Annotated in this window: 18 protein-coding genes; 12 read left to right on the plus strand and 6 right to left on the minus strand. The window is 43.9% G+C overall.

All coding sequences use genetic code 11. The features are described from left to right. Positions 1 to 50 precede the first annotated feature (50 nt). A complete protein-coding gene (locus QZ938_RS15745; protein WP_293146068.1) occupies positions 51 to 1,106 on the plus strand; it encodes a calcium-binding protein in 1,056 nt (351 codons plus the stop codon). A gap of 205 nt (positions 1,107 to 1,311) precedes the next feature. Beyond that, entirely contained in the window at positions 1,312 to 2,460 is a 1,149-nt protein-coding gene (locus QZ938_RS15750) for a calcium-binding protein (RefSeq protein ID WP_293352294.1), read from the plus strand. Positions 2,461 to 2,806: 346 nt separating this feature from the next. On the opposite strand, the gene QZ938_RS15755 is transcribed toward QZ938_RS15750, so the two are convergent. Next, positions 2,807 to 3,283 carry an ankyrin repeat domain-containing protein gene (locus QZ938_RS15755; protein WP_293146062.1) on the minus strand — a complete coding sequence of 159 codons (477 nt, stop codon included), beginning with the start codon at positions 3,281 to 3,283 and terminating at the stop codon, positions 2,807 to 2,809. 37 nt (positions 3,284 to 3,320) lie between these two features. On the opposite strand from QZ938_RS15755, the gene QZ938_RS15760 reads away from it, so the two are divergent. Next, a complete protein-coding gene (locus QZ938_RS15760; protein ID WP_293352296.1) occupies positions 3,321 to 4,586 on the plus strand; it encodes a lipid-A-disaccharide synthase in 1,266 nt (421 codons plus the stop codon). 124 nt (positions 4,587 to 4,710) lie between these two features. Here the strand turns inward: QZ938_RS15760 and QZ938_RS15765 are convergent, their stop codons facing one another. After that, a complete protein-coding gene (locus QZ938_RS15765) occupies positions 4,711 to 5,007 on the minus strand; it encodes a hypothetical protein (protein WP_293338590.1) in 297 nt (98 codons plus the stop codon). A 503-nt stretch (positions 5,008 to 5,510) separates the two neighbouring features. On the opposite strand from QZ938_RS15765, the gene QZ938_RS15770 reads away from it, so the two are divergent. The 3 genes from QZ938_RS15770 to QZ938_RS15780 are packed head-to-tail and all read left to right on the plus strand — an operon-like array spanning position 5,511 to position 10,208. Then, the gene (locus QZ938_RS15770; protein WP_293352298.1) at positions 5,511 to 6,884 is read left to right on the plus strand and encodes an AAA family ATPase; all 1,374 of its coding nucleotides are present in this window, start codon (positions 5,511 to 5,513) and stop codon (positions 6,882 to 6,884) included. A gap of 1 nt (position 6,885) precedes the next feature. Further along, entirely contained in the window at positions 6,886 to 9,105 is a 2,220-nt protein-coding gene (locus tag QZ938_RS15775; RefSeq protein WP_293352300.1) for a WD40 repeat domain-containing protein, read from the plus strand. Continuing rightward, the gene (locus tag QZ938_RS15780; protein ID WP_293352302.1) at positions 9,102 to 10,208 is read left to right on the plus strand and encodes an ATP-binding protein; all 1,107 of its coding nucleotides are present in this window, start codon (positions 9,102 to 9,104) and stop codon (positions 10,206 to 10,208) included. The genes QZ938_RS15775 and QZ938_RS15780 overlap by 4 nt, the downstream gene beginning before the upstream one ends. Before the next feature lie 379 nt (positions 10,209 to 10,587). Here QZ938_RS15780 and QZ938_RS15785 read toward each other — a convergent pair whose 3' ends face one another. Both QZ938_RS15785 and QZ938_RS15790 read right to left on the minus strand, forming a co-directional pair. Beyond that, the gene (locus QZ938_RS15785; RefSeq protein WP_293146041.1) at positions 10,588 to 10,758 is read right to left on the minus strand and encodes a YqaE/Pmp3 family membrane protein; all 171 of its coding nucleotides are present in this window, start codon (positions 10,756 to 10,758) and stop codon (positions 10,588 to 10,590) included. Positions 10,759 to 10,797: 39 nt separating this feature from the next. Beyond that, positions 10,798 to 11,742: a fused MFS/spermidine synthase gene (locus tag QZ938_RS15790; protein WP_293338582.1), complete on the minus strand. Its 945-nt coding sequence runs from the start codon at positions 11,740 to 11,742 to the stop codon at positions 10,798 to 10,800. A 708-nt stretch (positions 11,743 to 12,450) separates the two neighbouring features. Here QZ938_RS15790 and QZ938_RS15795 point away from each other — a divergent pair. From QZ938_RS15795 to QZ938_RS15820, 6 genes are all read left to right on the plus strand, one after another. Then, positions 12,451 to 13,473: an ABC transporter substrate-binding protein gene (locus QZ938_RS15795; RefSeq protein WP_293352304.1), complete on the plus strand. Its 1,023-nt coding sequence runs from the start codon at positions 12,451 to 12,453 to the stop codon at positions 13,471 to 13,473. 120 nt (positions 13,474 to 13,593) lie between these two features. Next, positions 13,594 to 15,699 carry an ATP-binding protein gene (locus QZ938_RS15800; protein ID WP_293352306.1) on the plus strand — a complete coding sequence of 702 codons (2,106 nt, stop codon included), beginning with the start codon at positions 13,594 to 13,596 and terminating at the stop codon, positions 15,697 to 15,699. A 561-nt stretch (positions 15,700 to 16,260) separates the two neighbouring features. Then, positions 16,261 to 17,400: a transposase gene (locus tag QZ938_RS15805; RefSeq protein ID WP_293338576.1), complete on the plus strand. Its 1,140-nt coding sequence runs from the start codon at positions 16,261 to 16,263 to the stop codon at positions 17,398 to 17,400. Positions 17,401 to 17,552: 152 nt separating this feature from the next. Next, the gene (gene priA / locus QZ938_RS15810; protein ID WP_293352308.1) at positions 17,553 to 20,114 is read left to right on the plus strand and encodes a primosomal protein N'; all 2,562 of its coding nucleotides are present in this window, start codon (positions 17,553 to 17,555) and stop codon (positions 20,112 to 20,114) included. A gap of 120 nt (positions 20,115 to 20,234) precedes the next feature. After that, positions 20,235 to 20,543, plus strand: a complete 309-nt coding sequence (locus tag QZ938_RS15815) for a type II toxin-antitoxin system HigB family toxin (RefSeq protein WP_293352310.1) — start codon at positions 20,235 to 20,237, stop codon at positions 20,541 to 20,543. Next, positions 20,518 to 20,925, plus strand: coding sequence for a transcriptional regulator (locus QZ938_RS15820; protein WP_293352312.1), 408 nt, complete (start codon positions 20,518 to 20,520; stop codon positions 20,923 to 20,925). Before QZ938_RS15815 ends, QZ938_RS15820 begins: the two co-directional genes overlap by 26 nt. Positions 20,926 to 20,927: 2 nt before the next feature. Here the strand turns inward: QZ938_RS15820 and QZ938_RS15825 are convergent, their stop codons facing one another. Both QZ938_RS15825 and QZ938_RS15830 read right to left on the minus strand, forming a co-directional pair. Then, positions 20,928 to 22,706, minus strand: a complete 1,779-nt coding sequence (locus QZ938_RS15825) for a tetratricopeptide repeat protein (RefSeq protein WP_293352314.1) — start codon at positions 22,704 to 22,706, stop codon at positions 20,928 to 20,930. After that, positions 22,690 to 24,048, minus strand: coding sequence for a P-loop NTPase fold protein (locus QZ938_RS15830; RefSeq protein WP_293352316.1), 1,359 nt, complete (start codon positions 24,046 to 24,048; stop codon positions 22,690 to 22,692). Before QZ938_RS15830 ends, QZ938_RS15825 begins: the two co-directional genes overlap by 17 nt. Positions 24,049 to 24,253 lie beyond the last annotated feature (205 nt).

The raw sequence follows: 24,253 nt of genomic DNA on the forward strand, positions 1-24,253 counted from the left end.
TGTTGATAAAGTGGATAAAAAGCTTGTTAAAGTTTCAGCAGGGAGAAAACATGAGTAACTATGACATTTTTGACGAACAATACTACCTGTCGCAATATCCGTGGTTGAAACCAGCTATTGATGCAGGAATCATCAAATCTGGAAGAGAACACTTTGAAAAATTTGGTCAAGCTGGTGGCCTCATCGCAGTATCGCGTTACTTTGACGAACAAACCTATCTAGCTCAAAATCAAGATCTTGTTCCCTCAATCCGCAACTCAAGCAATCCAAACGCGCCTTTTGCTTCTGGTTTAGACCACTTTATCCAGTTTGGTTACGAACAAGGCCGCACGCGAGTATCGCCTGACTATGACGAAGCATTTTATTTAAAACGATACCCCGTACTTGTGCCCTTGGTACAAAACGGAACTTTTAAATCTGGTTTAGAGCACTTCATCAAATTCGGAGCCAAAGAAGGTCTCTATGCGAACACATTTTCTGAATCAGAATACTTGCTGGAACGCCCCGCTGTAGCAACAGCAGTCAAGGCGGGAGTGTTCAAAACAGGCGCAGAACACTACCGAAAATTCGGGCAATTTGAGCCGGCTCTTCCCTTTGTCGATGTGAATTTTTTCGGAACTTCCGGAAATGATACCGTTCAGGGTTTCGGGGTGGAAAATGTTAACATATTTGGAATTCAATATGTTTTAGACGCTAACGGCAATCGGCAGTTTCAAAGTTACGGGAGCGATGAATTTGATACTCTCATTGGCGGTAGCGGTCGCGATAACTTCGTGTTGGCCGTTACCGTCCCAGGTATAGGGGGTAGCAGACCGACGCCTGTCAGCCGGCAGTTCTACCAGGGGCCAGGTTTTGCTAAAATTCAAAACTTTACCCAAGGTCAGGATACGCTCCTGCTGGGCTCTACATCATTCGATAAATACATTGTGTTTCCCATCAACAATAATCGAGATTTAGCAATCCAAACAAACGGCTTGCCATTCTTTACACCAATTGGAGGCGACCAACTTAGTTATGGTGATACTATCGCTGTAATTGAAGGCGGTGGAAATCTCAGTTTGAAGCCATTGTTTATACCAAATAAAATTGGCACTTTTGTCGGCTAGAAATCCAGAAGCGATTAATTAGTAGGTGTTGCGTTTGTTTGCTGCGATCGCTGATGTACAAAAATGGCGATCGCACTTTTTATGGCAATCAAAACCATTAGATGCGATGTAATATAAATTAACCTGACAGCAGAATAAAGGGAGATATTATAATAACAGCATCGTTTAAATTAGACGATTTCAAATTAAATTATTTAAGAAAAACATGGCAAACTACGACATCTTTGACGAAAAATACTACCTCGCCCAATATCCGTGGCTGAAACCAGCGATTGACGCAGGAACCATCAAATCTGGGAGAGAACATTTTGAAAAATTCGGTCAAGCCGCCGGCTTAACCAAAGTATCGCGGTATTTTGACGAGGCTACTTACCTTGCCGGCAACCCAGACATCGCTGCCTTAGTCCGCACTCCCAGCAACCCAAACGCACCTTTTGCGACCGGACTAGACCACTTTATCAAATTTGGTTACGAAGAAGGTCGATCGCGCGTATCGCCTGAATATGATGAAGCATTTTATCTGGCAAATAACCGAAACTTGCAGCCGTTTATTCAGAATGGAACTTTTCAAAGTGGCTACCAGCACTTCATTAAATTCGGTATCAAAGATAGTGCATCTGGAACTTCATTTTTAGAAACGGGATATTTTCAAACTCAGCCCACTGTTCAACAAGGGTTTGCCCAAGTCAAATACGGTCAATCGATTGCCACTTCATTTTTAGAAGTAGGATACTTGCAAAACAACCTCGACGTTTTACCTGTCGTCCAATCGGGAACCTTGAAAAGTGGTCGGGAACATTACTTCAATTTCGGAAAAGATGAGCCGAGTCGGTCTGCAACTTTTGTCGGAACTTCTGGGAATGACATCATCACCAGTTTTGGGGTGGGGAAAGTTGAATTAATTGGAGTTGAAGTAGCCTTGTATCCGAGCAACGGCAGAGTCAACAATGTAGGGGCTGAAAGTACGGGAAGCGATGAATTCGATACTCTCATTGGCGGTAGCGGCAGCGATACATTTATGCTGAGTAATGCTTACTTGAGCTTTCCGCGGTTGTCTTCAGTCACGCAACCGCTCTACATCGGGCCGGGCTTTGCTACAATTCGGAACTTTACTAAAGGTCAGGATAGCATTCAGCTAGTAACTAATTTGTCGTCATCTTTTGCAGATCAATACTTGATATCACCAATCAACAACAATCGAGATTTAGCTATCCAAAGGAAAGCTTCACCCTTCGCTGTTCCCGGAACTGCTCCGCTTGATATGCTCGCGGTTATTGAAGGTGGCGGAGATCTCAGTTTGAATGTATTACCAGCATTACCATCATCTAACGTTTTTACATTGTTAATTGGGTAGAAATCTCGAAGTTATTTGGGATTTGCCCGATCGCTGCTGGGGAGTGCGATAATTAATTGTACCCTCCAGAAACCTGGTTTATTTGTTGATAAACCCGGCTTCTAAGTTTTTAATAGATATTTTGCAAAAGTCAAGTTCAACCCCCTTAATCCCTCCTTATTAAGGGAGGAAACAAGAATAAATTTGCCGCTTCTGCTTACTAAGAGGAGTATGGTGGTTTTATTGTCAGGATAGGAAATATAAAATTACCAAAAGCCAAGGTACGTAGTTGCGATCTTTGCGCTCTTTCCTAATCTTATAAAGAGCGCTTAAGCGCAACTACGTACCTAATCTGACGACAATAGTTCTAATTGCGATCGCGCGCCAGCTTCAAAACCTCAACGACATCTTGGTGATTTTCCGAGGATGCCCAAATGAACGCAGTCCAAGTATTATTATCCTTGGCTTTGAGATCGGAACCTCGATCGAGCAAAACCTGCACAACATCAGCGCGCCCGCTACCCGCCGCACTCATCAAAGCCGTCAAACCATCAATAGTTTTAGCATTCACATCCGCCCCCGCATCCAGCAAAAGCTGTACAATCTCGGTATCTCCGGCAGCAGCAGCACTCATTAACGGCGTCCAACCGTCATTATCCTGACTCTTAGCATCCGCACCTGCTGCGAGCAGTTTTTTGACAATATCAGCATTGCCAGCCTCAGCCGCAGCCGTCAAAGCCGTCCCGCCTTCCTCATCTTTGGCGTTGATATCTGCACGTTGTTCGATCGCACATTCTACAGCCGCCACATCACCCGTCTTGACGGCATCCATTAAATCTGTCATAGAATTCTCCCTTGTATCCTTTTAAATCTTAAGTGCTATGACAGTCGATATTTTAATCCTCTCCAACGGGCCCGGAGAATTAGCAACTTGGGTGCGTCCCGCCGTGCAAGCATTGCGCCAGCAATTGGCAAACAAAGGCACAGAAGCGCGCATCTCGGTGGTGCTGTCCCCCTGTCCGCACGCCACGGGGAAAGAAGCAGAAATCGCATTGAGCTATCCAGAAGTGGACAGAGTGCAAGCACCGGAGCATTTTTTTCGATTTTTATTATCGGGCAAAACTGCCGAAAATTGGGATTGGTACAAAACGGGAGTTGTTTTGTTTTTAGGCGGCGACCAATTTTTTACGGTTGTTATTGGCAAAAGGCTAAAATATCGCACGGTTATTTATGCGGAATGGGACGCGCGGTGGTATCGCTGGATTGATAGGTTTGCAGCGATGAAACCGGAAGTTTTGGCTAAAGTTCCGCAAAAATATGCTGATAAATTTGCAGTTGTGGGAGATTTGATCGCGGAAGTAGGCGATCGCAAATTGGAGACAAAAGACGGCGTACAACCCCGACGGGAAATAGAGTTAATTGGATTGTTACCGGGTTCTAAGGCGGCAAAATTAGCTTTAGGTGTACCGTTGTGTTTGGCGATCGCGCAATCGATCCATCGAGTCCGCCCTGAAACGCGCTTTGTAATTCCGGTTGCTCCGAGCTTAGATGTGCAAACTCTAGCACGTTTTGCGGACGCTGAACAAAATCCCTGCTTGCATTTATTTGCCAACGCTAGCGCCGAACTTCATTTAACAGAATCGCCGTTTTTGCAGACAGCAACTGGCTTGAAAATAGAACTTTGGACGCAAACTCCTGCCTACGATTTGCTATCACAATGCAGCCTGTGTTTGACTACTGTGGGGGCGAATACTGCGGAATTGGGTTCGTTAGCTGTACCGATGATTGTGTTGATTCCGACGCAGCAGTTGGATGCGATGAAAGCTTGGGATGGTTTGCCGGGATTGTTGGCAAATTTGCCGTTAGTCGGTTCTGTTTTTGCGACGGCGATTAATTGGCTAATCTTGCAATTGGGGAAGGGAAAGCTTTATGCTTGGCCGAATATCTGGGCGCGGGAGGAGATTGTACCCGAGTTAATCGGGCGGCTGGAAGCGGATGTTGTGGCGGATCTGGCGATCGACTATTTGAGCCATCCTGAAAAATTAGCACAAATGGGCGATCGGCTCCGCAGTGTGCGCGGCGAGTCTGGGGCGGCGCGGAAAATCGCTGATTTGGTTTGTGCAGAAGTCGATTTGTGCGATCGTTAATAATCGGTCATTGCTGTCGTCACACCAATTAGTTAGGTATGTAGTTGCGCTTCAGCGCTCTTGCGTAATATTATAAAGAGCGCTGAAGCGCAACAACGTACCTAATTTGGTTGACACGAATGCTTTAGTCCTTATCTAAATCGTCCATCATCTCCCGCAATTCTTCCTGCTTTTGCTTAGCAAACTGAATGCTGCCCAAACTTGCCAACAATCCGCCGGAAGCAGTAACGGCAGCTTCCGAGATTTTATTGCAATACAGCAGTCCTACACCTCCGAAAGTAATCATAGCCGAGGCGGCGGTGACTGCAAGGGCAAGATTGTAGCTTTGGCGAACTTGCCGCAGCGATTCTCGAATCATTTCTCTTTTAAGTTCGCTATAATCTTCATCAGGGTGCGAGTTGCCGAATAAGTTAAAATTCATAGCTGTTTCCTCTCCAAGTAGGTTGCTCTTGTTACAGATATCCTACTTAAGGAAAAAGGGAGGCTCAAGGGCAGATAAGGTTAGTTTTAATTTGTGTTCTGCCCTAAAATTTAGGGCAGATAGGGCAGGAGATTCAAACCTATCTGCCCTAGTCAGAAAGAAGTAATTAAATTAGGATTTACGCATGGGAATCAGAAACCGGGTTTTTAGGAAAAAATTTCGTTATCACCCGTATATTCGGGGAAAAACCCGGTTTGTTCGATCGGAGTGCGTAAGTTTGGACTGTCGGATTTTCCCGAAGTCCGCCAGGGAATTAATTCCCTGGCTAATAGCAAAAGTCGGTTGAAACCGACTGAAATATCAATAAATCTTTAGTCGTCTGAAGACGACTTTCGCTATGAGACGGGGGTTTTAACCCCTGGCGGACTGTCGGGCTATCGAATTATCGGACTGTCGGCTCGTCTGATTATCAAACTAACTAACAAGCATACCTAAAACCTACTATGCGCGAAAATACAGTTCAATCGAGTGCAACTGGAAAAATTAGGCTCAAAGAATCATATAAGCAAGCTAAATTGAGTATCGAAGAACTAGCAACAAAAGCTAAAGTTTCCACTGACACAATTCAGCGATTACTCGGTACAAGAAAATGTCTTAATGGCGTAGAAAGATGGTCAGTTACGAACATAGCTAAAGTTTTAGGAATAGAACCAACAGATATTGTCGATCCCAAAGATTGGTCTCCCCAAAATTCACTGCCACCAGAGTTTGAATCACTTATAGCAGAAAAAATTAAAACCTTTTGCGGTCGCCAATTTGTTTTTGAGGCTTTTCAGCAATTTATCACCACAAACCCTTGCGGTTATTTTACAATTATCGGGGATGCGGGAATGGGCAAAAGTGCGATCGCAGCCAAATACGTCTCCGAACATAAATCTCCCTGCTATTTCAATATTCTCGTCGAACGCCGCAACAGACCAGAATTGTTTTTGAAGAGCATTCGCCGGCAATTAATTGACCGCTATCAATTGCCAAATTCAGCAGATGCCGATTTGCCAACTTTACTGGCAAATGTGGCGGATAAACTAAATGCTGGTGAACGTTTGGTAATTGCCATTGATGCACTGGATGAAGTCGAACAAGAAGCGGGAGAAAATCTTTTACATTTACCGACAACTCTGCCAAATAACGTATATTTCTTGCTGACGAGGCGACCATATAATCTCGGTAAAAAGCGGCTGTCCGTATCTCCGGGAGTTCTGGTACAAGAGTTAGACTTAAGAGACGAAAAGTATATTAATGATAATCAGCATGATATCAAAGGATATATTCAATTTGTTCTAAATAACGATCCTGATTATAAAGATGGACTGAAAAACTGGATTCAAACCCGCAGCATTCCCGATACAACTTTTGTCGAGCAATTAGCCAGCAAAAGCGAAAACAATTTTATGTATTTGCGGTATGTTTTGCCAGCAATTGCTAAGGGCGATTACAACGATTTGAGTTTAAAGCAATTACCAGACGGGCTGCAAGAATATTATCAAAACCATTGGGTGAGAATGGGGATGGAAGCTAAGCCAGGGGAATTGCTGGAGATTGTCTTGTATATTTTACTAGAGATTGGCACGCCGATTCCCTGCGAGATGATAGCTGGAATTGCCGAGGTCGATGAATGCGATGTGGCACAGGTCTTAGAAGATAAGTGGGTTGAGTATTGGAAACAGCAGAATGTAGATGGAGAAATCTGCTACAGCATCTATCATGCTAGTTTCCTTGACTTTCTGAAAGCTAAAAGGAAGATGGATTCAAAACGGAAGCTATTTCAAAACGTGAATCAGCGGATTTTTGAATACTTTGAAAGGGAGATGGCGTGACATGGAGGAATCTGCCGATAAATTACTCTCGAAAACTCCAGCATTTCAAACTGCTTATCTGGGCTACTCACTGCAAAATTTGGTGAAGCTAGGAAAGTTAGAAAAATATTATCAAAGGATGACTGATTTTAACTTTATGATGGCAAAAATTCAGCATCCTGAGTTTGGTGTGCAGGCGCTGATTGATGATTTCAATTTGGTTGACGATTCAGAAGCATTAAGTAACCCAGAATATAATCCAGAAAAAGCGAAATGCCTGGACTTGATTCAAAGGCTACTGTGGATGTCAGCCGATATTTTGAAGCGAGATAAGACGCAACTGGCAGGGCAATTTTTAGGGCGCTTGCTGCACTTTAATATTCCGGCAATTCAGGCAATGCTGGAGGTAGCAAAGCAGCGGAAAGCAGCACCTTGGTTGCGTCCTTTGACACCATGTTTAACTCCTCCTCGTAGGGGATTGCTACGCACTCTCAAAGGTCACAGCGACTCGGTAAATGCAGTAGCCGTCACTACTGATGGCAAGCGAGCGATTTCTGGTTCATCTGACGAAACCATCAAAGTCTGGGATTTAACAACTGGAGATGAACTGTTTACCCTAGAAGGTCACAGCGACTCGGTAAATGCAGTAGCCGTCACTACTGATGGCAAGCTGGCGATTTCTGGTTCATCTGACAAAACTCTCAAAGTCTGGGATTTAAACACTGGAGATGAACTGTTTACCCTAGAAGGTCACAGCCACTGGGTAAACTCAGTAGCAGTCACTGCTGATGGGAAGTGGGTAATTTCTGGTTCGTACAAGACCCTCAAAGTCTGGGATTTAACAACTGGAGATGAACTGTTTAGTCTAGAAGGTCACAGCCACTGGGTAAACTCAGTAGCAGTCACTGCTGATGGGAAGTGGGTAATTTCTGGTTCATCTGACCAAATTCTCAAAGTCTGGGATTTAAACACTGGAAAGGAACAGTTTATTCTTCAAGGTCACAGCGACTTGGTATATACATTAGCCATCACTGCTGATGGGAAGCGAGCGATTTCTGGTTCAAATGACAACACCCTCAAAGTCTGGGATTTAAGCACTGGAAAGCAGCAATTTACTCTTGAAGGTCACAGCAATTGGGTAACAGCAGTAGCTGTCACTGCTGATGGGAAGCGAGCGATTTCTGGTTCAAATGATAACACCCTCAAAGTCTGGGATTTAAGCACTGGAAAGCAACAATTTACTCTTAAAGGTCACGGCGACTCGGTAAATGCAGTAGTTGTCACTGCTGATGGCAAGCGAGCGATTTCTGGTTCATTGGACAGCACCATTAAAGTCTGGGATTTAAGCACTGGAAAGCAACAATTTACTCCTAAAGGTCACAGCGACTCGGTCAATGCAGTAGCTGTCACTGCTAATGGTAAGTGGGCGATTTCTTGTTCATGGGACAAAACTATAAAAGTGTGGGATTTAACAACTAGAAAAGAACTGTTTACGCTTAAAGATCACAGCAATTTGATAACAGCCGTCGCCGTCAGCCACGACGGCAACAGGGTTATTTTCGCTTCAGATGACACTCTCAAAGTTTGGGATTTAACAACTCGAAAGGAACTGTTTACTCTTGAAGGTCACTTGAGGTCAGTAAATGCAGTAGCCGTAACTGCTGATGGCAAGCGAGCGATTTCTGGTTCATCTGACAAAACCATCAAAGTCTGGGATTTAATAACTCGAAAGGAACTGTTTACTCTTAAAGGTCACAGCAATTGGGTAACAGCGGTAGCAGTCACTGCTGATGGCAAACGGGCGATTTCTGGTTCCTGGGACAACACCATCAAACTTTGGGATTTAACAACTCGAAAGGAACTGTTTACTCTTAAAGGTCACAGCAATTGGGTAACAGCAGTCGCCGTCACTGCTGATGGCAAGCGGGCGATTTCTGGTTCCTGGGACAACACCATCAAACTTTGGGATTTAACAACTCGAAAGGAACTATTTACTCTACCATCTCATGGCGACTTGGTAACGGCAGTAGCCGTCACTCACGACGGCAAACGGGTTATTTTTGGCTCAGATGACACCCTCCAAGTCTGGGATTTAACAACTGGAAAATTCATTGCTAGTTTCACGGGTGAAAACCCGATCGCCTGTTGCGCTGTTGCACCTGATGGAGTCACAATTGTGGTAGGCGACGAATCCGGCCGCGTCTATTTCCTGCGACTAGAAGGGATGGAGGCACTAACATGAATTCCTCACCTCTGGCAACTCCCATCTCTACCGCTGCTTACCCACCAGAATTTCAGCAACTCCTGCGAGAAAAAACCGAGAATTTTACAGGCCGCCAGTTTGTATTTTCTGCCATTTCCAACTTTCTAAACTCGCACAGTCGCGGTTATTTCACAATAGTCGGCACTCCCGGCTGCGGCAAAAGTTCCATCCTCGCCCAATATGTCACCGCCCATCCTCGCAGTATCTATTACAACGCTGCAATTGAAGGCAAAAATCGATCGCACGATTTTCTCGCTTCTGTCTGCACTCAACTGATTGACAAATACCTACTTGCCAATGCAGAAGCATCGGAAATTGTCAAGCTAAAATCTCAAATTCAAAATCTCGAATCCGATGATGGGAATTGGTTTCTGTCTTTGTTGCTTCAGAAAATTAGCGATAAATTGGATGCTAGCCAAAAGTTGGTAATAGTGATCGATACTCTAGACGCGATCGCCCTTACCAGTCAACCTCCCTGCACAAATCTGTTCTATCTGCCGAGATATTTGTGCGATCGCACTTATTTTATCCTCGCCCGCCGCCCGTTTCTCAAAGAAAAATCCGGTTTGTTAATTGAAGCGCCCTCTCAACTCCTAGATTTAAGGGATTATCCCGAACAAAATCGCGAGGATGTGCTTAACTACATTCAGCAATACCTCTCAACTGCACCGGAATTGGCCCAACAACTCGCAACTGTCAGCGAAAACAATTTCCTGTATCTAAGTCAGATGTTACCCGCCATTGTCGGGGATTCACAGCCCGATGCTAATCCGGGAGAAATGTCCTCACTTTTATCTGAACTTCCTGTCGGTTTAGCAACCTATTATCAACACCACTACCAGCAGATGAGAGGTGATGGTTTCTCGCCAGTTGAGTTGGCTGTAGTGTCTGTTTTGGCAAAATCGCGATCGGGTTTGTCTGTAAGTGCGATCGGCGAAATAATTGATGAGGATGAATACGACGTTGAGAAAGCCTTAGATAATTGGTGTGAGTTCTTAAATACCCAGCAAATCGCTGGAGAAATTTGCTATAGCTTCTATCATAGCAGCTTCTGCGATTGGCTCAGCAAACAGTCAAGTTGAGCGTGGGAACGATGCGGAAAATTGCTGAATTGGTTTGTGAAGAAGTCGATTTGTAACCATAAATAAAACCTCGTAGGGGTGGGTTCACCAGTAATAATTGCCAAAAACCGACAATCTCAAAAACCCACCCCGACTCAACGAATAGCCTGTATCAACCTTTATTTATACCAATTTTAAAAAAGAATTCAACAATACTCTTGTCCCCCCCCCTTAGCAAGGGGGGGTTAGGGGGGGTCAAAGATTGTTGGACGATTTTAGAGAAATGGTATTATAAACTACTGGAATCATGCAGATTGAGATTTACCGTTGGGTGGGGGCGGGTTTATTTAGATTGTGAATTACAGTCACAGATTGTTGGTGAACCCGCCCTTACAATACCTTAACCCCGATCGTTCTTGGCAATTACCCAAATAGCGTGAACAACCCCGGGAATAAATCCCAAAAATGTCAGAACCAGGTTGATCCAAAAATCTCCCCCAATCCCGACAGTCAAAAATACGCCCAGCGGGGGAAGAAAAATTGCAGCGACTATGCGGATTAAACTGCCCATGTGAGTTACTCCAAACGACTTTTTTCTTTCAATTTAACTTCACTGACCGACAGAGCCTTTCCCGAAAAATTTGGGCGGTGCTGCGATCGTGTAAACTTCGGTTTCCTCGGCGATTACTTTTCGTAAGTGGCCGGGAACTTGCATCAGTCCCAACAGTGTAATCCCGTCTAACATCCGGAACCCGCCAATTGTTTTTTCGGCGAGTAATTTGTCGGTAACTTCGGGTTCTGGCCGCGTGTTTATTTCCTGGCTGGAAGCTACCGCAAAACCCCAAGGAGCTCCGTAGGTAGAAATAAAGCTGGTGCAGGATTGAACGTTGGGGAAAACTGATTTCAGGGTGTTGACAATGCGGGCGTGCATTTTCATTTCTGCTGGAGAAACTGGGCCCGCTTGCACTACGAAATATCCGTTAGGTGACAGTATCTTGCGGACTTTCTCAAAATACTCCTTGGTAAACAACTGGAAAGATGGGCCTTCTTCAATGGGATCGGATAAGTCAGAAATTACAATATCCCAATCGCTGTCTGTGTTGTCTAAATAGTCCAAAGCGTCGCCGATTACTACTTCGGAACGGGGGTCATCAAAGGCGTTTTGGTGCATTTCTGGCAGGTGTTCGCGGCAAGCTTCTACTACTTCGCCGTCAATATCGACCATCACGACTTTTTCAACACTTTTCCAGCGCAGCACTTCTCTAATTGTAGCTCCTTCGCCACCGCCGAGAACCAGCACTTTTTTGGGCGAACCGTGAGCAATCATGGCTGGGTGTACGAGGGGTTCGTGGTACAGAAACTCGTCGCCCGTACAAGATTGCCATTTGCCGTCCAAAACTAAGCCTTTGCCGTAGGTGCCGGTTTGAACTACGTACATTTCCTGATAGGCTGTTTTTTTGTAAGCGAGCACGCCTATGACGCCGTGAACGTAAATATCCCAAGGGGTAATGTACTCGCTCATCCAAAAGTCTGCACGGACTTCGCTACCTGACATTCAATACTCTCCCAATGTGAACTGCTGTGTCGATTTTCTCGCAAGTATTAATTCCTACCACAAAATGGCGCTAGTGTGTAAGTGCGATCGACACATGGGAGTTATAGCCTTTCCATCTCCCATATTAGGTACTCATGGGCATTGGGCAAACAGGGCATTGGGCAAACAGGGCATTGGGCAAACAGGGCATTGGGCAAACAGGGCATTGGGATACCTCAACTTGCATATCCACAATCTCACCGCGACGCACCTGACAAACTCTCTGCGGTGTAAATAATCATCAGTTTCAGTCTTTCCCAACACTTCTTCGATCGCAAAACTCGATCGCAATGCTATTCATATCATTTATAACAAATCGTGCTACAAAACAATTGTTGGGTTTGCTCTACCCGATGGGTAAGGTGTGTCGCTATCAGATTTGCAATTGAATGCCAGTAATTTATCGCAAGCGACACATCCTACACTTTTATCGCAAAACTTTATAAAACTGGTGTTAATACTTGTACCCCACCCAGGTTGGCTGCAAAGTTGTTGGTCACAGGTTATTTGTTGCAGGGCAATTATTCACTTTCCAAGTCGCTGCTAGAAGTTGGCGATCGGCCTTTATATTGAATATATTGGTCAATATTGGCGATCGCACTACCTTACATTAAGCGATCGCCAATAAGTATCATTTAGTAATGAATAAGCAGGAGCTTACCTAAGTATATGCTGAAAAATCTTCTGATGTTTGACCTCAAGTTTTGGAAAAAAGTGAGCCGGAAACTCAAAAAAAGCTTTACGCTTGGCATTGCGACAGTCACCCTGTGTACAGTGATATTAGCTAGTTGCACCAAAGCAGAACCCCCTTTGCGAGTCGGTGCGAATGTTTGGCCTGGCTATGAAACTCTGTACTTGGCTCGCAGTTTAGGGTACTATGATAATACTCCTATTCGATTAGTAGATTACCCTTCAGGTACAGAAGAGGTACGAGCCTATCGAAATGGAGAAATTGAAGCAGCGGGCATATCCATCGACCAAGCTTTGGTTTTGGCAGCAACCAATCCCGACGTAAAAATTGTAGTTGTAATGGATTTTTCTAATGGTGGAGATGTGATTCTCGGCAAACCCGAAATTCCAAGTTTGCAAGGCTTAAAAAGCCGACCAGTAGGCGTCGAATCTACTGCACTAGGAGCATTCATAATTACCCGTGCCTTAGAACAAAAAGGTATGTCACCTAAAGATATCAAAATTGTCTCTTTAGGAGTATCCGAACATGAACGAGCCTTTAAAGATGGAAAGGTAGATGCTGTTGTTACCTTTGGTTCTGCTCGGACAAAGCTGCTAGCAGTAGGCGCCAAACAACTGTTTGATAGTTCGCAAATCCCCGGTGAAATTGTCGATGTTCTGATAGTACGCGACGATGTAATTAACAAGCAGCCCAAGGCTTTGCAGGCTTTAGTTGACGGTCGGTTTCGTGCCCTAGATTACTTGACAAAAAATCCCAAGGATGCTGCTATTCGCATCGCTCCCCGCACAGGAGTGACTCCAGAACAATTCTTAGAATCTTTAAAAGGGCTGAGCAGTCCAAACCTCGAAGAAAACCAAAAGTTACTAGGGAAAACAGATCCGTCATTGCTGAATGGCGTCAAGCGATTGTCTCAAGTGATGCTAGAAAATAAATTGCTGCCAAAAGCTGTAAATCCTGCTCTTTTGTTGGACGATAAATTGGTTAAAAAAGTCAAATATTGATCGATCATAATTATAGTTAGTCGCAAACAAATGTGAGTTTTAAGTAACTATTGGCTTGGATGTTTTTGGTTAAAATTAGCAACAATAATCTAGGGGTTAAAATTTATATCATTTCTAACTATGAAACGATTTCCTTTTTCTCTGCGTTTATCAATTCCGTTGATCCTGTTGATTTTCGGTAGTTTGCTGGGTTTATTTTCTTTTCAACGAGAGGTAGCTCAGTCGTATCGGCGGCAAGAAGAAGAAGGAATTAACGGTTTAAAGTTTTCTGCAAATCAACTCTCAGGAATGCTGGAATATTTGTACCGCAGAGGAGATGTTGAGCAAGTGGAAATCGCAATTAGCAAGTTGGGGAGCGAGCGAAATATCCGCTTAGCGTTGCTTTGTGATGAAAATAACCGAGTAATTTTGGCAACCCGTTACGAATTGCGGAATCACCCGATCGGCGAAATCTCGTTACCTAACTATTTGCCAGAAGAATTTTTTAAAGTTCGGGAAAAGATGTCAGGAGAAGTCAAGCTTGCTCCAAATAAAGAGAGTATCTGGGCAATTTATCCGGTTTTGTTGGGTGCCCAGCCGGGAGAAGTTCGCCCTTCGAGAGTCGGCATTCTTTTGGTAGAGTATGATATTTTGTTATTCAAGCAGCAAGCTTATGCAGATGCTTTGCGGCGATCGGCTGAAACGAGTATTGGGTTAGCTGTATTTTGCATAATTGTCTGGTTGTTTTTCGATCGAACCTTGACAGGGCGGGCTGCGAGGCTGGTAGCAGCGAGCAATAGCCTCAGCCAAGGAAAATTGGACGAGCGCGCACAACTGGGAGGATCTGATGAACTTGCTCAGATTGCGGCCGCTTTTAACCAAATGGGCGATCGCATTCAGTCTGATACGGAGGTGCTGCAAGACAGCGAGAAACGTTTCAGAAGCTTGGTTTCCAATCTCCCTGGTGCGGTTTATCGGTGGGTATTCGATGCCGACTGGACGATCGAGTTTATCAGTGATGCGATCGCAGATATTTCGGGCTACTCCGCCACCGATTTTATTGACAATCGAGTGCGAAGTTTTAACAGTATCATCCATGCTGAAGATGCAGCAATGGTACAGAAGATTATCGATAAAAGAATCTTAACCAAACGGGATTATATCATCGAGTACCGCATTATTAGAGCGGATAAGACTGTGAGATGGGTGTCAGACAAAGGTCAAGGCATATTTAATGAAAACGGCGATCTTCTCTGGCTTGACGGAGTAATCTTTGACATCACCAAGCGCAAGCACGCTGAGGCAGAAATGCGTCAAATTTTAGAACTTAAGGATAAACTTGCGGCCACTGCTACTGCTCAATCTAAACAACTCAAACAAACTCTGCAAGATTTACAGAAAACCCAGGCTCAACTAATTCAAACAGAAAAAATGTCTTCCCTCGGTCAAATGATCGCTGGTGTAGCCCACGAGATTAATAACCCTGTTAATTTCATTCACGCCAATCTTTCTCACGTTAGTACCTACAGTCACAACCTATTAAGTTTAATCAATTTGTACCAGCAGGAATATCCGAATCCTAAGGCGGAAATTGCAGATTTGATTGAAGATAGCGATCTGGATTTTATCGGCGAGGATCTGCCGAAAATCTTGTCTTCAATGAAAGTGGGTACTAATCGCATTCGTGAAATTGTACTAAGTTTGCGAAACTTCTCTCGCTTGGATGAATCTGACCTCAAACCAGTTAATATTCATGAAGGACTTGATAGCACGCTTTTGATTTTACAGAGTGCTGTCAAAGCTAAACCGAATTATCAGGAAATTGAAATTCTCAAAAAATATGGAGATTTGCCACTCGTTGAATGTTATGCTGGACAGATAAATCAAGTATTTATGAATATTTTAACTAATTCCATATATGCGTTGCAAAATCCAGAAAATCACGATTCAAAAAAACATCAATCTCACTTTAAAAGTCAGATTATAATTAGTACATACATTTACAAAAGCGATTGGATTAAAATTAGTATTAAGGATAATGGGCCGGGAATAGATGACGCAGTTAAAACCAAAATTTTTGACCCTTTCTTTACGACAAAACCAGTGGGTACAGGTACAGGTTTGGGGCTATCAATTAGCTATCAAATTGTGGTGGACAAACACGGTGGGAGGTTGGAGTGCATATCGACAGTGGGAGAAGGGACTGAATTTGCGATCGAGATTCCGATCGCCAAATCCCGCAGTTAATATCAGCTATTTTTACTTGACTAATTTACAAATATCGGCTATTGACTCCTTGGTGTTGAATACTCGCTGGTTTTTAACACTCGCGAGCTCTTAAGCTCGCACTTGGTATAATTCGGTAATTACCGGATTTGAGATGAAAACCCCTAGCGGGTTTCAGGCGATTATTGAGACGGCGAAAGGCATTGCACTGTCTTAATCTGTATTTCCTGCGATCGAAAACTGTGATATCGATCGAGCTAAACTGAGGGCTGACATCTGTTTCAATAAATCTGTCTATTTCTACCTAAATCTACTCACTTACCCACAATTTGAAAACTGGTGACAATAGATGTATAATTCAATTGCGCTTGATTCAGGCGAGTTGCTTCCGGTAATAGATGCTACCAGCTTTTGAACCGCAAGCTTTTCGGTGATTGCCCAAGGGGTAAGAATAGTTGACAAAAATATACCTAAATCTTACTAAATTTGCCCATTAAGTGTGCACTTGATGGTTAAATGAGCAAGTGAACCCCTTCGGAAGCAGCCGAACTTAAAGAAATCGTTCACAAATTTTAATCAGCTATGTACGCCATCAAGCGAGAACTAAAACTTAATCATAAAGAACGTACCTTGATGGCAAGACATTCTGGTTATGCTAGATTTTGCTATAACTACGCCCTATCTCTTTACCAAGGAGTTAAAGAGTTCCAAGGCCCTAGTAGTAAAAAAGTAGCGGCAATTGAACGAGTTTTTACCAACCATGTCAAGAAATTACCCGAATATCAGTGGACTACCACTCTGTCTTCCAGAGTTTATAAAACGACATTCCGGCATTTCGGTGAAGCACTATCCCGATGTTTTAAAGGATTAGGAAAATTCCCCAGGTTCAAAAGGAAAAAAGATGGCGACTCTTTTACGGTGGATACTGCTGACTGGAGTCATACAATTTTGCTCAAACCGCAAAAGTCAATTAAAATTCCCACCTTAGGAACTTTTAGACTGAAAGAAGCTATCCCGTTTCCTTGTATGGCGCAGACATTTACCGTCTCCCGAACCGCCGATAAATGGTATGTTTCCTTCGCTATCAAAGCCCAAAAGATTCCACCTTTGTTTCACCCAGTTGTTGAAACGGTAGGTATTGACTTGGGTGTGTCAACTTTTGCTACTCTTTCCGATGGCAATTATTACGAATCTCCCCGTCCGCTCACCAAAGCGAAAACCAAGCTGAGTAAAACACAGTGGAGAAATCGCAACAAGCAATTGGGCCAGAGAAAGTTGGGTCTAAAAGCATCCAATAACGCCCAGAAACATTATCGTAGAATCGCCAAAATTCATGGGAAGACTGCTAATCAACGTCGAGACTTCTTGCAGAAAACCACGACAGAAATTAGCAAAAAATATGCCCACATTCGCATCGAAGATTTGAACGTAAGTGGGATGATAGCCAACCATAAATTAGCGGCTGCTATCTCAGATTGCGGTTTCTTTGAATTTCGGCGCGAGCTGGAATATAAGTCGGCCATGTACGGTACGATAGTTGAATTGGTTGACCGTTGGTATCCGTCATCAAAAACTTGTTCAAATTGTGGTAATATTCAGTCAATGCCGCTGAAAGAACGAGTTTTTTATTGTCAAAATTGTAGTGCAATTATTAATCGTGACTTAAATGCCGCGATTAACTTGGCTCATTATTCATTCTCTGGTAAGGCCAGTTCGGTCTGAAGTTAAGCCTGTGGACAAGAAGGAGCCGACTCCCTTGGTAGAAGCAGGAAGTGAACATCAAATCCGCTATGAGTAGATTTGAGTAGGTTTCATAGAACGGATAATAAAAACTCCCTTTGACTGCCGCTCCTCCTAGTATGATGTGCAACCCTATGTCTACTGTCACTTTTGGTTTATCAACCCCCTCCGCGGCAGAGGCCGGGGCATCCTACGGTAGCAGCAAAACGCCGCAACGCCCCACTTCGCCGGCAGAGTGGATCGAGGTTTTGGTGGACTCTCCTTTCAGGGGCGCGGGGGACTCGCCGGGGGAGGAAAACAAGTTATTTACCTATCGCTTACCTGCGGAATTGAACGTGCAGCCGGGGGATATTTTGAGCGTACCATTTGGCAGCCAACAGGTAGGGGCGATCGCGATTCGGTTCGTTTCTCAACTGCCGGCAGACTTAGATCCGGCGCGGGTGAAAGATGTCGAAGATGTTGTGAGTACGGGCTTTTTTCCGCCTACTTATTGGGAATTGCTCGAACGAGTATCTGCTTATTATTGTACAACATTAATTCAAGTAATTAGAGCTTCGCTGCCACCCGGTTTATTAAGCCGTTCCGTGCGCCGGATTCGGTTAATTAAAGATGCTGTTTCTCCCAATGCCGAAACATTTTTGAATCCCGCCGCAAGTCAAATCTTGCAATTGCTGCAAGCTCAAAAAAAGGGCGATTACACTTGGCAATACCTTCAGCGCCAAGTCAAGGGAAGTTATCGGGGATTGAAAGATTTATTGCAACGCGGTTGGGTAGAAAGTTATTTAGAACCGCCCAATCCTCCGAAACCACAACTCAAGCCGGCGGTGACTTTAATTCCCAGCGCCTTTGTCACCGATTTAACTAAGCGCCAACAAGAAGTCTTGGAAGTTTTGCGGCGCGGCGGCGGTGAAATGTGGATGAATGATTTGCTGAGAATTTGCAGCGCGGGTGCTTCGGTTGTCAAAAAATTGGAACAGAAAGGTAGCGTTGTGATCGATCAAAGGGAAGTTCTCAGGGGCGATCGCGGAATTGCTCAATTACCCGATGCACCGAAAAATTTAACTCGTTTTCAAGCTGAAGCTTTAGGGTTTATTAACAGTTTTTCGGGATTCCGTCAAGTGCTGTTGCACGGCGTTACAGGTTCTGGTAAGACTGAAGTGTATTTGCAGGCGATCGCCCCAATCTTAGCCAGTGGCAAATCTGCCCTCGTCCTCGTCCCGGAAATCGGCCTGACACCGCAACTGACAGACAGATTCCGCGCCCGGTTCGGCGAGCAAATTTGCGTGTACCACAGCGCCCTATCCGACGGCGAACGTTACGATACATGGCGCCAGATGCTGACTGGAACCCCGCAAATTGTCATCGGCACGCGATCGGCCATTTTTGCACCATTACCGCACCTCGGCTTAATTATCCTCGACGAAGAACACGACAGCAGCTTCAAACAAGACCAACCAGCGCCCTGTTACCACGCCCGCACCGTTGCCAAATGGCGCGCCGAATTAGAAAATTGTCCGTTAATTTTAGGTTCCGCAACGCCAGCTTTAGAGACGTTGGTGGGGACGCGCCTGGATTATGACTCGTTACCAACTATCCATTATTTATCATTACCAACGCGCATTTATTCCCGCCCGATGCCGCCCGTAGAAGTAGTCGATATGCGCCAAGAATTGCGGCAAGGGAATCGGTCTATTTTCAGCACTTCTTTGCAAAATGCCCTGGAACAATTGCAAGCAAGACAACAGCAAGGCATCCTATTTATTCACCGCCGAGGACACAGCACGTTTGTCTCTTGTCGGAGTTGCGGCTACGTGATGGAATGCCCAAATTGCGATGTTTCTCTATCTTATCACCACATCGGCGAAGGCACAGCCGAAATCCTGCGCTGTCACTACTGCAATCACACGGAAAGACACCCTCAAAATTGCCCAGAATGCAGTTCTCCTTATTTCAAAAATTTCGGTAGCGGCACTCAGCGAGTGGAACAGGAATTAACGAGATTGTTTCCAGAATTGCGGGCGATTCGGTTTGATAGCGATACGACTAGAAATAAGGGCGATCACCGCCGATTGTTAACTCAATTTGCGAATGGGGAAGCTGACATTTTGTTGGGTACGCAAATGCTGACTAAAGGGTTAGATTTAGCTGGAGTGACATTGGTGGGAGTTGTGTCTGCTGATGGGTTGCTTAACTTATCCGATTATCGGGCCAGCGAACGGGCTTTTCAAACTTTAACTCAAGTTGCGGGCCGTGCGGGTAGAGGTGACGATCCGGGGCGGGTAATTATTCAAACTTATACTCCCGAACATCGAGTCGTTCAAGCAGTTAGGCGGCACGAATATGCGGGTTTTGTGGAGACGGAATTAGCAGAAAGGGCGGCGCTAAATTATCCACCTTCGGGGCGGTTGATATTGTTGCGGTTGAGTAGTGTGGATGCGGCGGAGGTTGCGGTGACTGCGGTACAATTGGCGTCTGCTTGTCAGGATTACATTCAGCGATTGTCTGTACCGGGATGTGAGATGTTGGGGCCTGCACCGGCGGCGATTATGCGGGTAGCGAACCGCTATCGGTGGCAGATTTTGCTGAAGTTACCTTTGGATGAGTCGCTGGATTTGTCGGATTTGGTCGGGTTGCGCGATCGCACGCCGCGTTCTGTTAGTCTGACTATTGATGTCGATCCGTTGAATTTTGGTTGACGATCCGTGTAATCGTAGGGTGCGTCAGCTTCGACAATAGTATCAACAATCAAAAATCTCCAAGCTGACGCACCTTAAAAGCTATGATACTTATCAAACAAGGAATAAAATAATTATCTAATGCGTGTCATCAGCCGAAAACCACTGAGAGAATTTTGGGAAAAACACCCCAATGCTGAACCAAGTCTATTAATATGGTATCAGCGTACTTCTCAGGCTGAGTGGCAAAACTTTGTTGAGGTACGCCAAGTCTTTCCCTCCGCTGACTTAGTAGGTAATTTTACAGTCTTTAATATTGGTGGCAATAATTATCGACTAATCTGTTTTATAGATTATGAATACCAAAAAGTATTCATACGCAGTGTGTTAATTCATTCAGAATACGATAAGGAGAATTGGAAAAATGACGATTGGTTTGAAAACTCCTAGTAGCGATTACATTGAGTTGATCGTAGCTTTTCCCCCGCGCCCGATTAGTTGTGAAGCTGACTTAATTGCCACCCAAAATCGGATTAATTCTATTTTGGATCGCCGAAAACTGACGCAAGATGACCGAGATTACTTAAATGTGCTGGGTATTCTTGTCTATGATTATGAACAAAAATATGAGCCAATGCCTGTGCTGAAAGGGATTAAATTGCTCAAGGCTTTGATGGTTGAAGCTGAGCTTTCAGAAAAAGACTTGGTTGATATTTTTTCTACTGAGTCTCTGGCGGCTGAGGTTTTGAATGGTAACAGGGAACTGACGGTGAGTCAAATTCAGAAATTAGCTGAGTTTTTTCACCTATCCCCGGGGGAATTTCTTGAGTAAAATTAATCGGATTCCCACTCTCGATCGATTCTTTCTAAGTCTTTCGCCGCTCCCAAGTGTTGAAAGATTTGATGGGCTGTGTTGTAATGTTGTTGGGCAAGTTCTGGGTTGTTGCGCTGGCGGTAAAGTCGTGCTAAATCGTAGTTAGCTTCACCAATATGCCAAGTCATTCCTAGTTCTTGCATTTTCGCTAAAGCTTCTTGTAACAGCGGTTCTGCTGCATCTAAGTTACCTCTACTGAGTTCATTTTCTCCAAGACCACCGATCGAAGTTGCCATCCCTTCGCGATCGCCCAATTCTGTCCTTAATTCCAAAGATTGTCGATACAATCTCTCAGCTTCATCCCAATTGCCACGTTTTAGCTCGATATCTCCCAACACTCCCCAACAAGATGCCATCCCAGAGCGATCGCCCAATTCTGTCTCAACTTCCAAACATTGTCGATACAATCTCTCAGCTTCATCCCAATTGCCGCGATTTCGCTCGATATCTCCCAATACTCCCCAACTTGTTGCCATTCCAGAGCGATCGTCCAATTCTGTGCTTAATTCCAAAGATTGTCGGTACAATCTCTCTGCTTCATCCCAATTGCCGCGATTTCGCTCGATATCTCCCAATACTCCCCAACTTGTTGCCATTCCAGAGCGATCTTCATATTCGCTGAAAATTTCCAAAGCTTGTTGATAATAACGCTCAGCTTCAGTCAGATTCCACATTTCCTGTGCCACCCATCCTAACTTCTGGTAGGTGCTAGCCTGAGAATAGATATCTTCGATTGCTTGTTCAATTCCTAAACATCCTCGATAAAAAACAGTAGCCTGCTGCCAATCTCCCAAATCCTGACACACATTCCCCAAATAATACAAAGCATTAGCTTCACCGCGACGATTTCCCAGTTTTTGGGCGATTTCCAGCGATGCTTGATAGGCACTCATTGCCGCCGAAAATTGTCGCTCTTGCCGATAAGACGCACCCAATTCATTGTAAACTTCAGCTTGCAGCGACAAATTTTCACTTTCCTTTGTCAACTCCAAGGCTGGTTCTAAATACTCCCTTGCTTTAACCGGCTTTCCTTGACTGAGATAAGCAACTCCTAATTGATGTAAAATATTGCTGCAAGCACTAGGATTTTTTTCCGTTCCAGAATGACTCGGACTGTAGTCCATCAACAAAGATTCTAAAAGTTCAATTCGCTCTTGCTTTTCTGGTGTCTTTAAAGTCCTAAAACTCCTGTCCGAATCGAGAGTCCTAGCAACGGCATCATCTCTAGTAAATTGAGTGGTTTTAAACAGAAATACGCCCGATCTCCATGCCCAAAAATCCGCTGCAAACTTCGCCAAACGAGTAATCGCATAGTCGGGCAAAACAAACAGCATCGGATGGGGAACGCTTTTTTTATAAGCATCTCGCACCCAATTAAGGTCTTGTAATACCGGAGGATATTCGCCAAATTTGCCGATCGACTTTTCCAATCCCCGCACAATTAAAACTAACTTTTTATTGGGTTCTCGCTTAATGGTAGGTAAAATTTTGATAATTTCATCTCGGAGAAAACGCAAATTTTCATCAAAATTCAAAACTTCAAATTGAGTTTCTTGAGAAATCGGATTATTTTTTAAACCCTCAATTAACAAATCAGTTTCAGCATTAAAATTAACTTCTACAAACCCAATTGTAAACTTATCCGAAAAATCAACAAACGTCAACAGTTGAGTAAATACCTGCGGATTTCGCGATATAAATTGCCTAATTTCTAAATCTCTATTATTCTGGGTTGACATTAGATTCTCTCGCATCTCGAAGAGCTTTTTGGAATTCTTCACTTTGCTTGACTACCGGATTCGGATAGTTCCATCGATTTTTGCCGTTGTATTCCAAAACCGAAGTATTGAATAACATTAATTGACCGACATCATCTTTAGTAATATTTTTCGTCAAACAAACTTCAGCTAAAACTGGGTAGTGACTTTGCGGAATAAACCGCTCAAAATTAAATTGCTCTTGTTTAATTGCATAAATAACATCTTCAGCATTTATTTTATCGTGCTCGTTAGTGCTGGCAGTTAAACAAGCCGTCTGCATCATCTGCATGAGTTGGCGAACGTGACCCCCGCTGGCTTTTGCCAATTCCATCAATTGTTCGCGAGACTCAAAGATTTTGTCAACTTCAACCCGGCGCTCGATTAAACTAGCAATAGTATCTAAGCCTGTTTGGTTGTAATTTAAGTCACAATCATCTCGATTAAACTCATAGATATTGACCATCGGGACAATGTGAGGATTGCCAAAATTGTTATTGAGGTTTTTAGTTGAAGAAAGAACTGAAAGGGGTACTGTATAAACGATAGTACAATCTAGTTGTTGAAGTTGAGCCGCATAATCAAAAAATAAATGATTCGCGACCTCTGGAGGAACGCGGTCTAAATTGTCAAATATAATCAGAAATCCTTTGTATTGGGGAAACTTTTTTCGCAGTTTTTTGGTAGCATCATTTAACAGTAAGTTGATATCTGCTTTTAATCGAGAAATATCTTTTTCTAAGGTTTGGCGAATTGTTTTCTTCTGCTTGTCAGAGCCTTTGATTTGTGCCAGTAACTTAACCAACAACTTTGCTAAAAATGGAGCTTCAGGCCCCAAAGTTGCTTCTCCTTCGACACTTACGGAACTTTCAACACTTCGTTCTGTTTCTTGGGTGACATCCTTAAACCAAGCCTCAAAATTCTCCACCAGCCGAGGATCTAATTTCAGCCCCAGCCGACGCATTTCAAACTCAACTTGCTTAATGGTAATCAAATAAAAATCTGTATAACCGACATCATTAATATCTGTCTCTTCGTTGACCTCCAGATAAATGACGCGATAATATTTTTCCCACTCCTTTTGAATTAGCTTCAATTCGGTACTTTTGCCGCAGCCACGATGTCCTGTAAACAGGATTGTGGTATACTTTTCGGCTTCTTGAAAATCTAAACGGGTATTCACACTTGCGATCGCTGTTGTTTTGCGAACGCCTGATAAGTTAACATAATAGCGATCGAGGTCATCGCCTTCTAAGGGTTCGACATTACAAATTTGATAAGCAGCTTTGAGTGTAGTGGCGCGGTTGACAGGATGAGCAGTCATAGGTTTTTAATGTCGTAGATTTGTTGCGGGCAACCTGAACAATTTATCAAATTTATGTTGTCTATGTAATTGTATTTTAGCAAAAAATGTAGGGGCGGGTTCACCAAAATATCTGACACCAAGCAACAAATCATCTAAACCCGCCCCACCCCACCCAAATATTAATGTTGGGGGCGGGTTTACCAGATTTTGGGTTTTTTGCTCA

Source organism: Microcoleus sp. CAWBG27, from assembly GCF_020883145.1.
Classification (GTDB): Bacteria; Cyanobacteriota; Cyanobacteriia; order Cyanobacteriales; family Microcoleaceae; genus Microcoleus.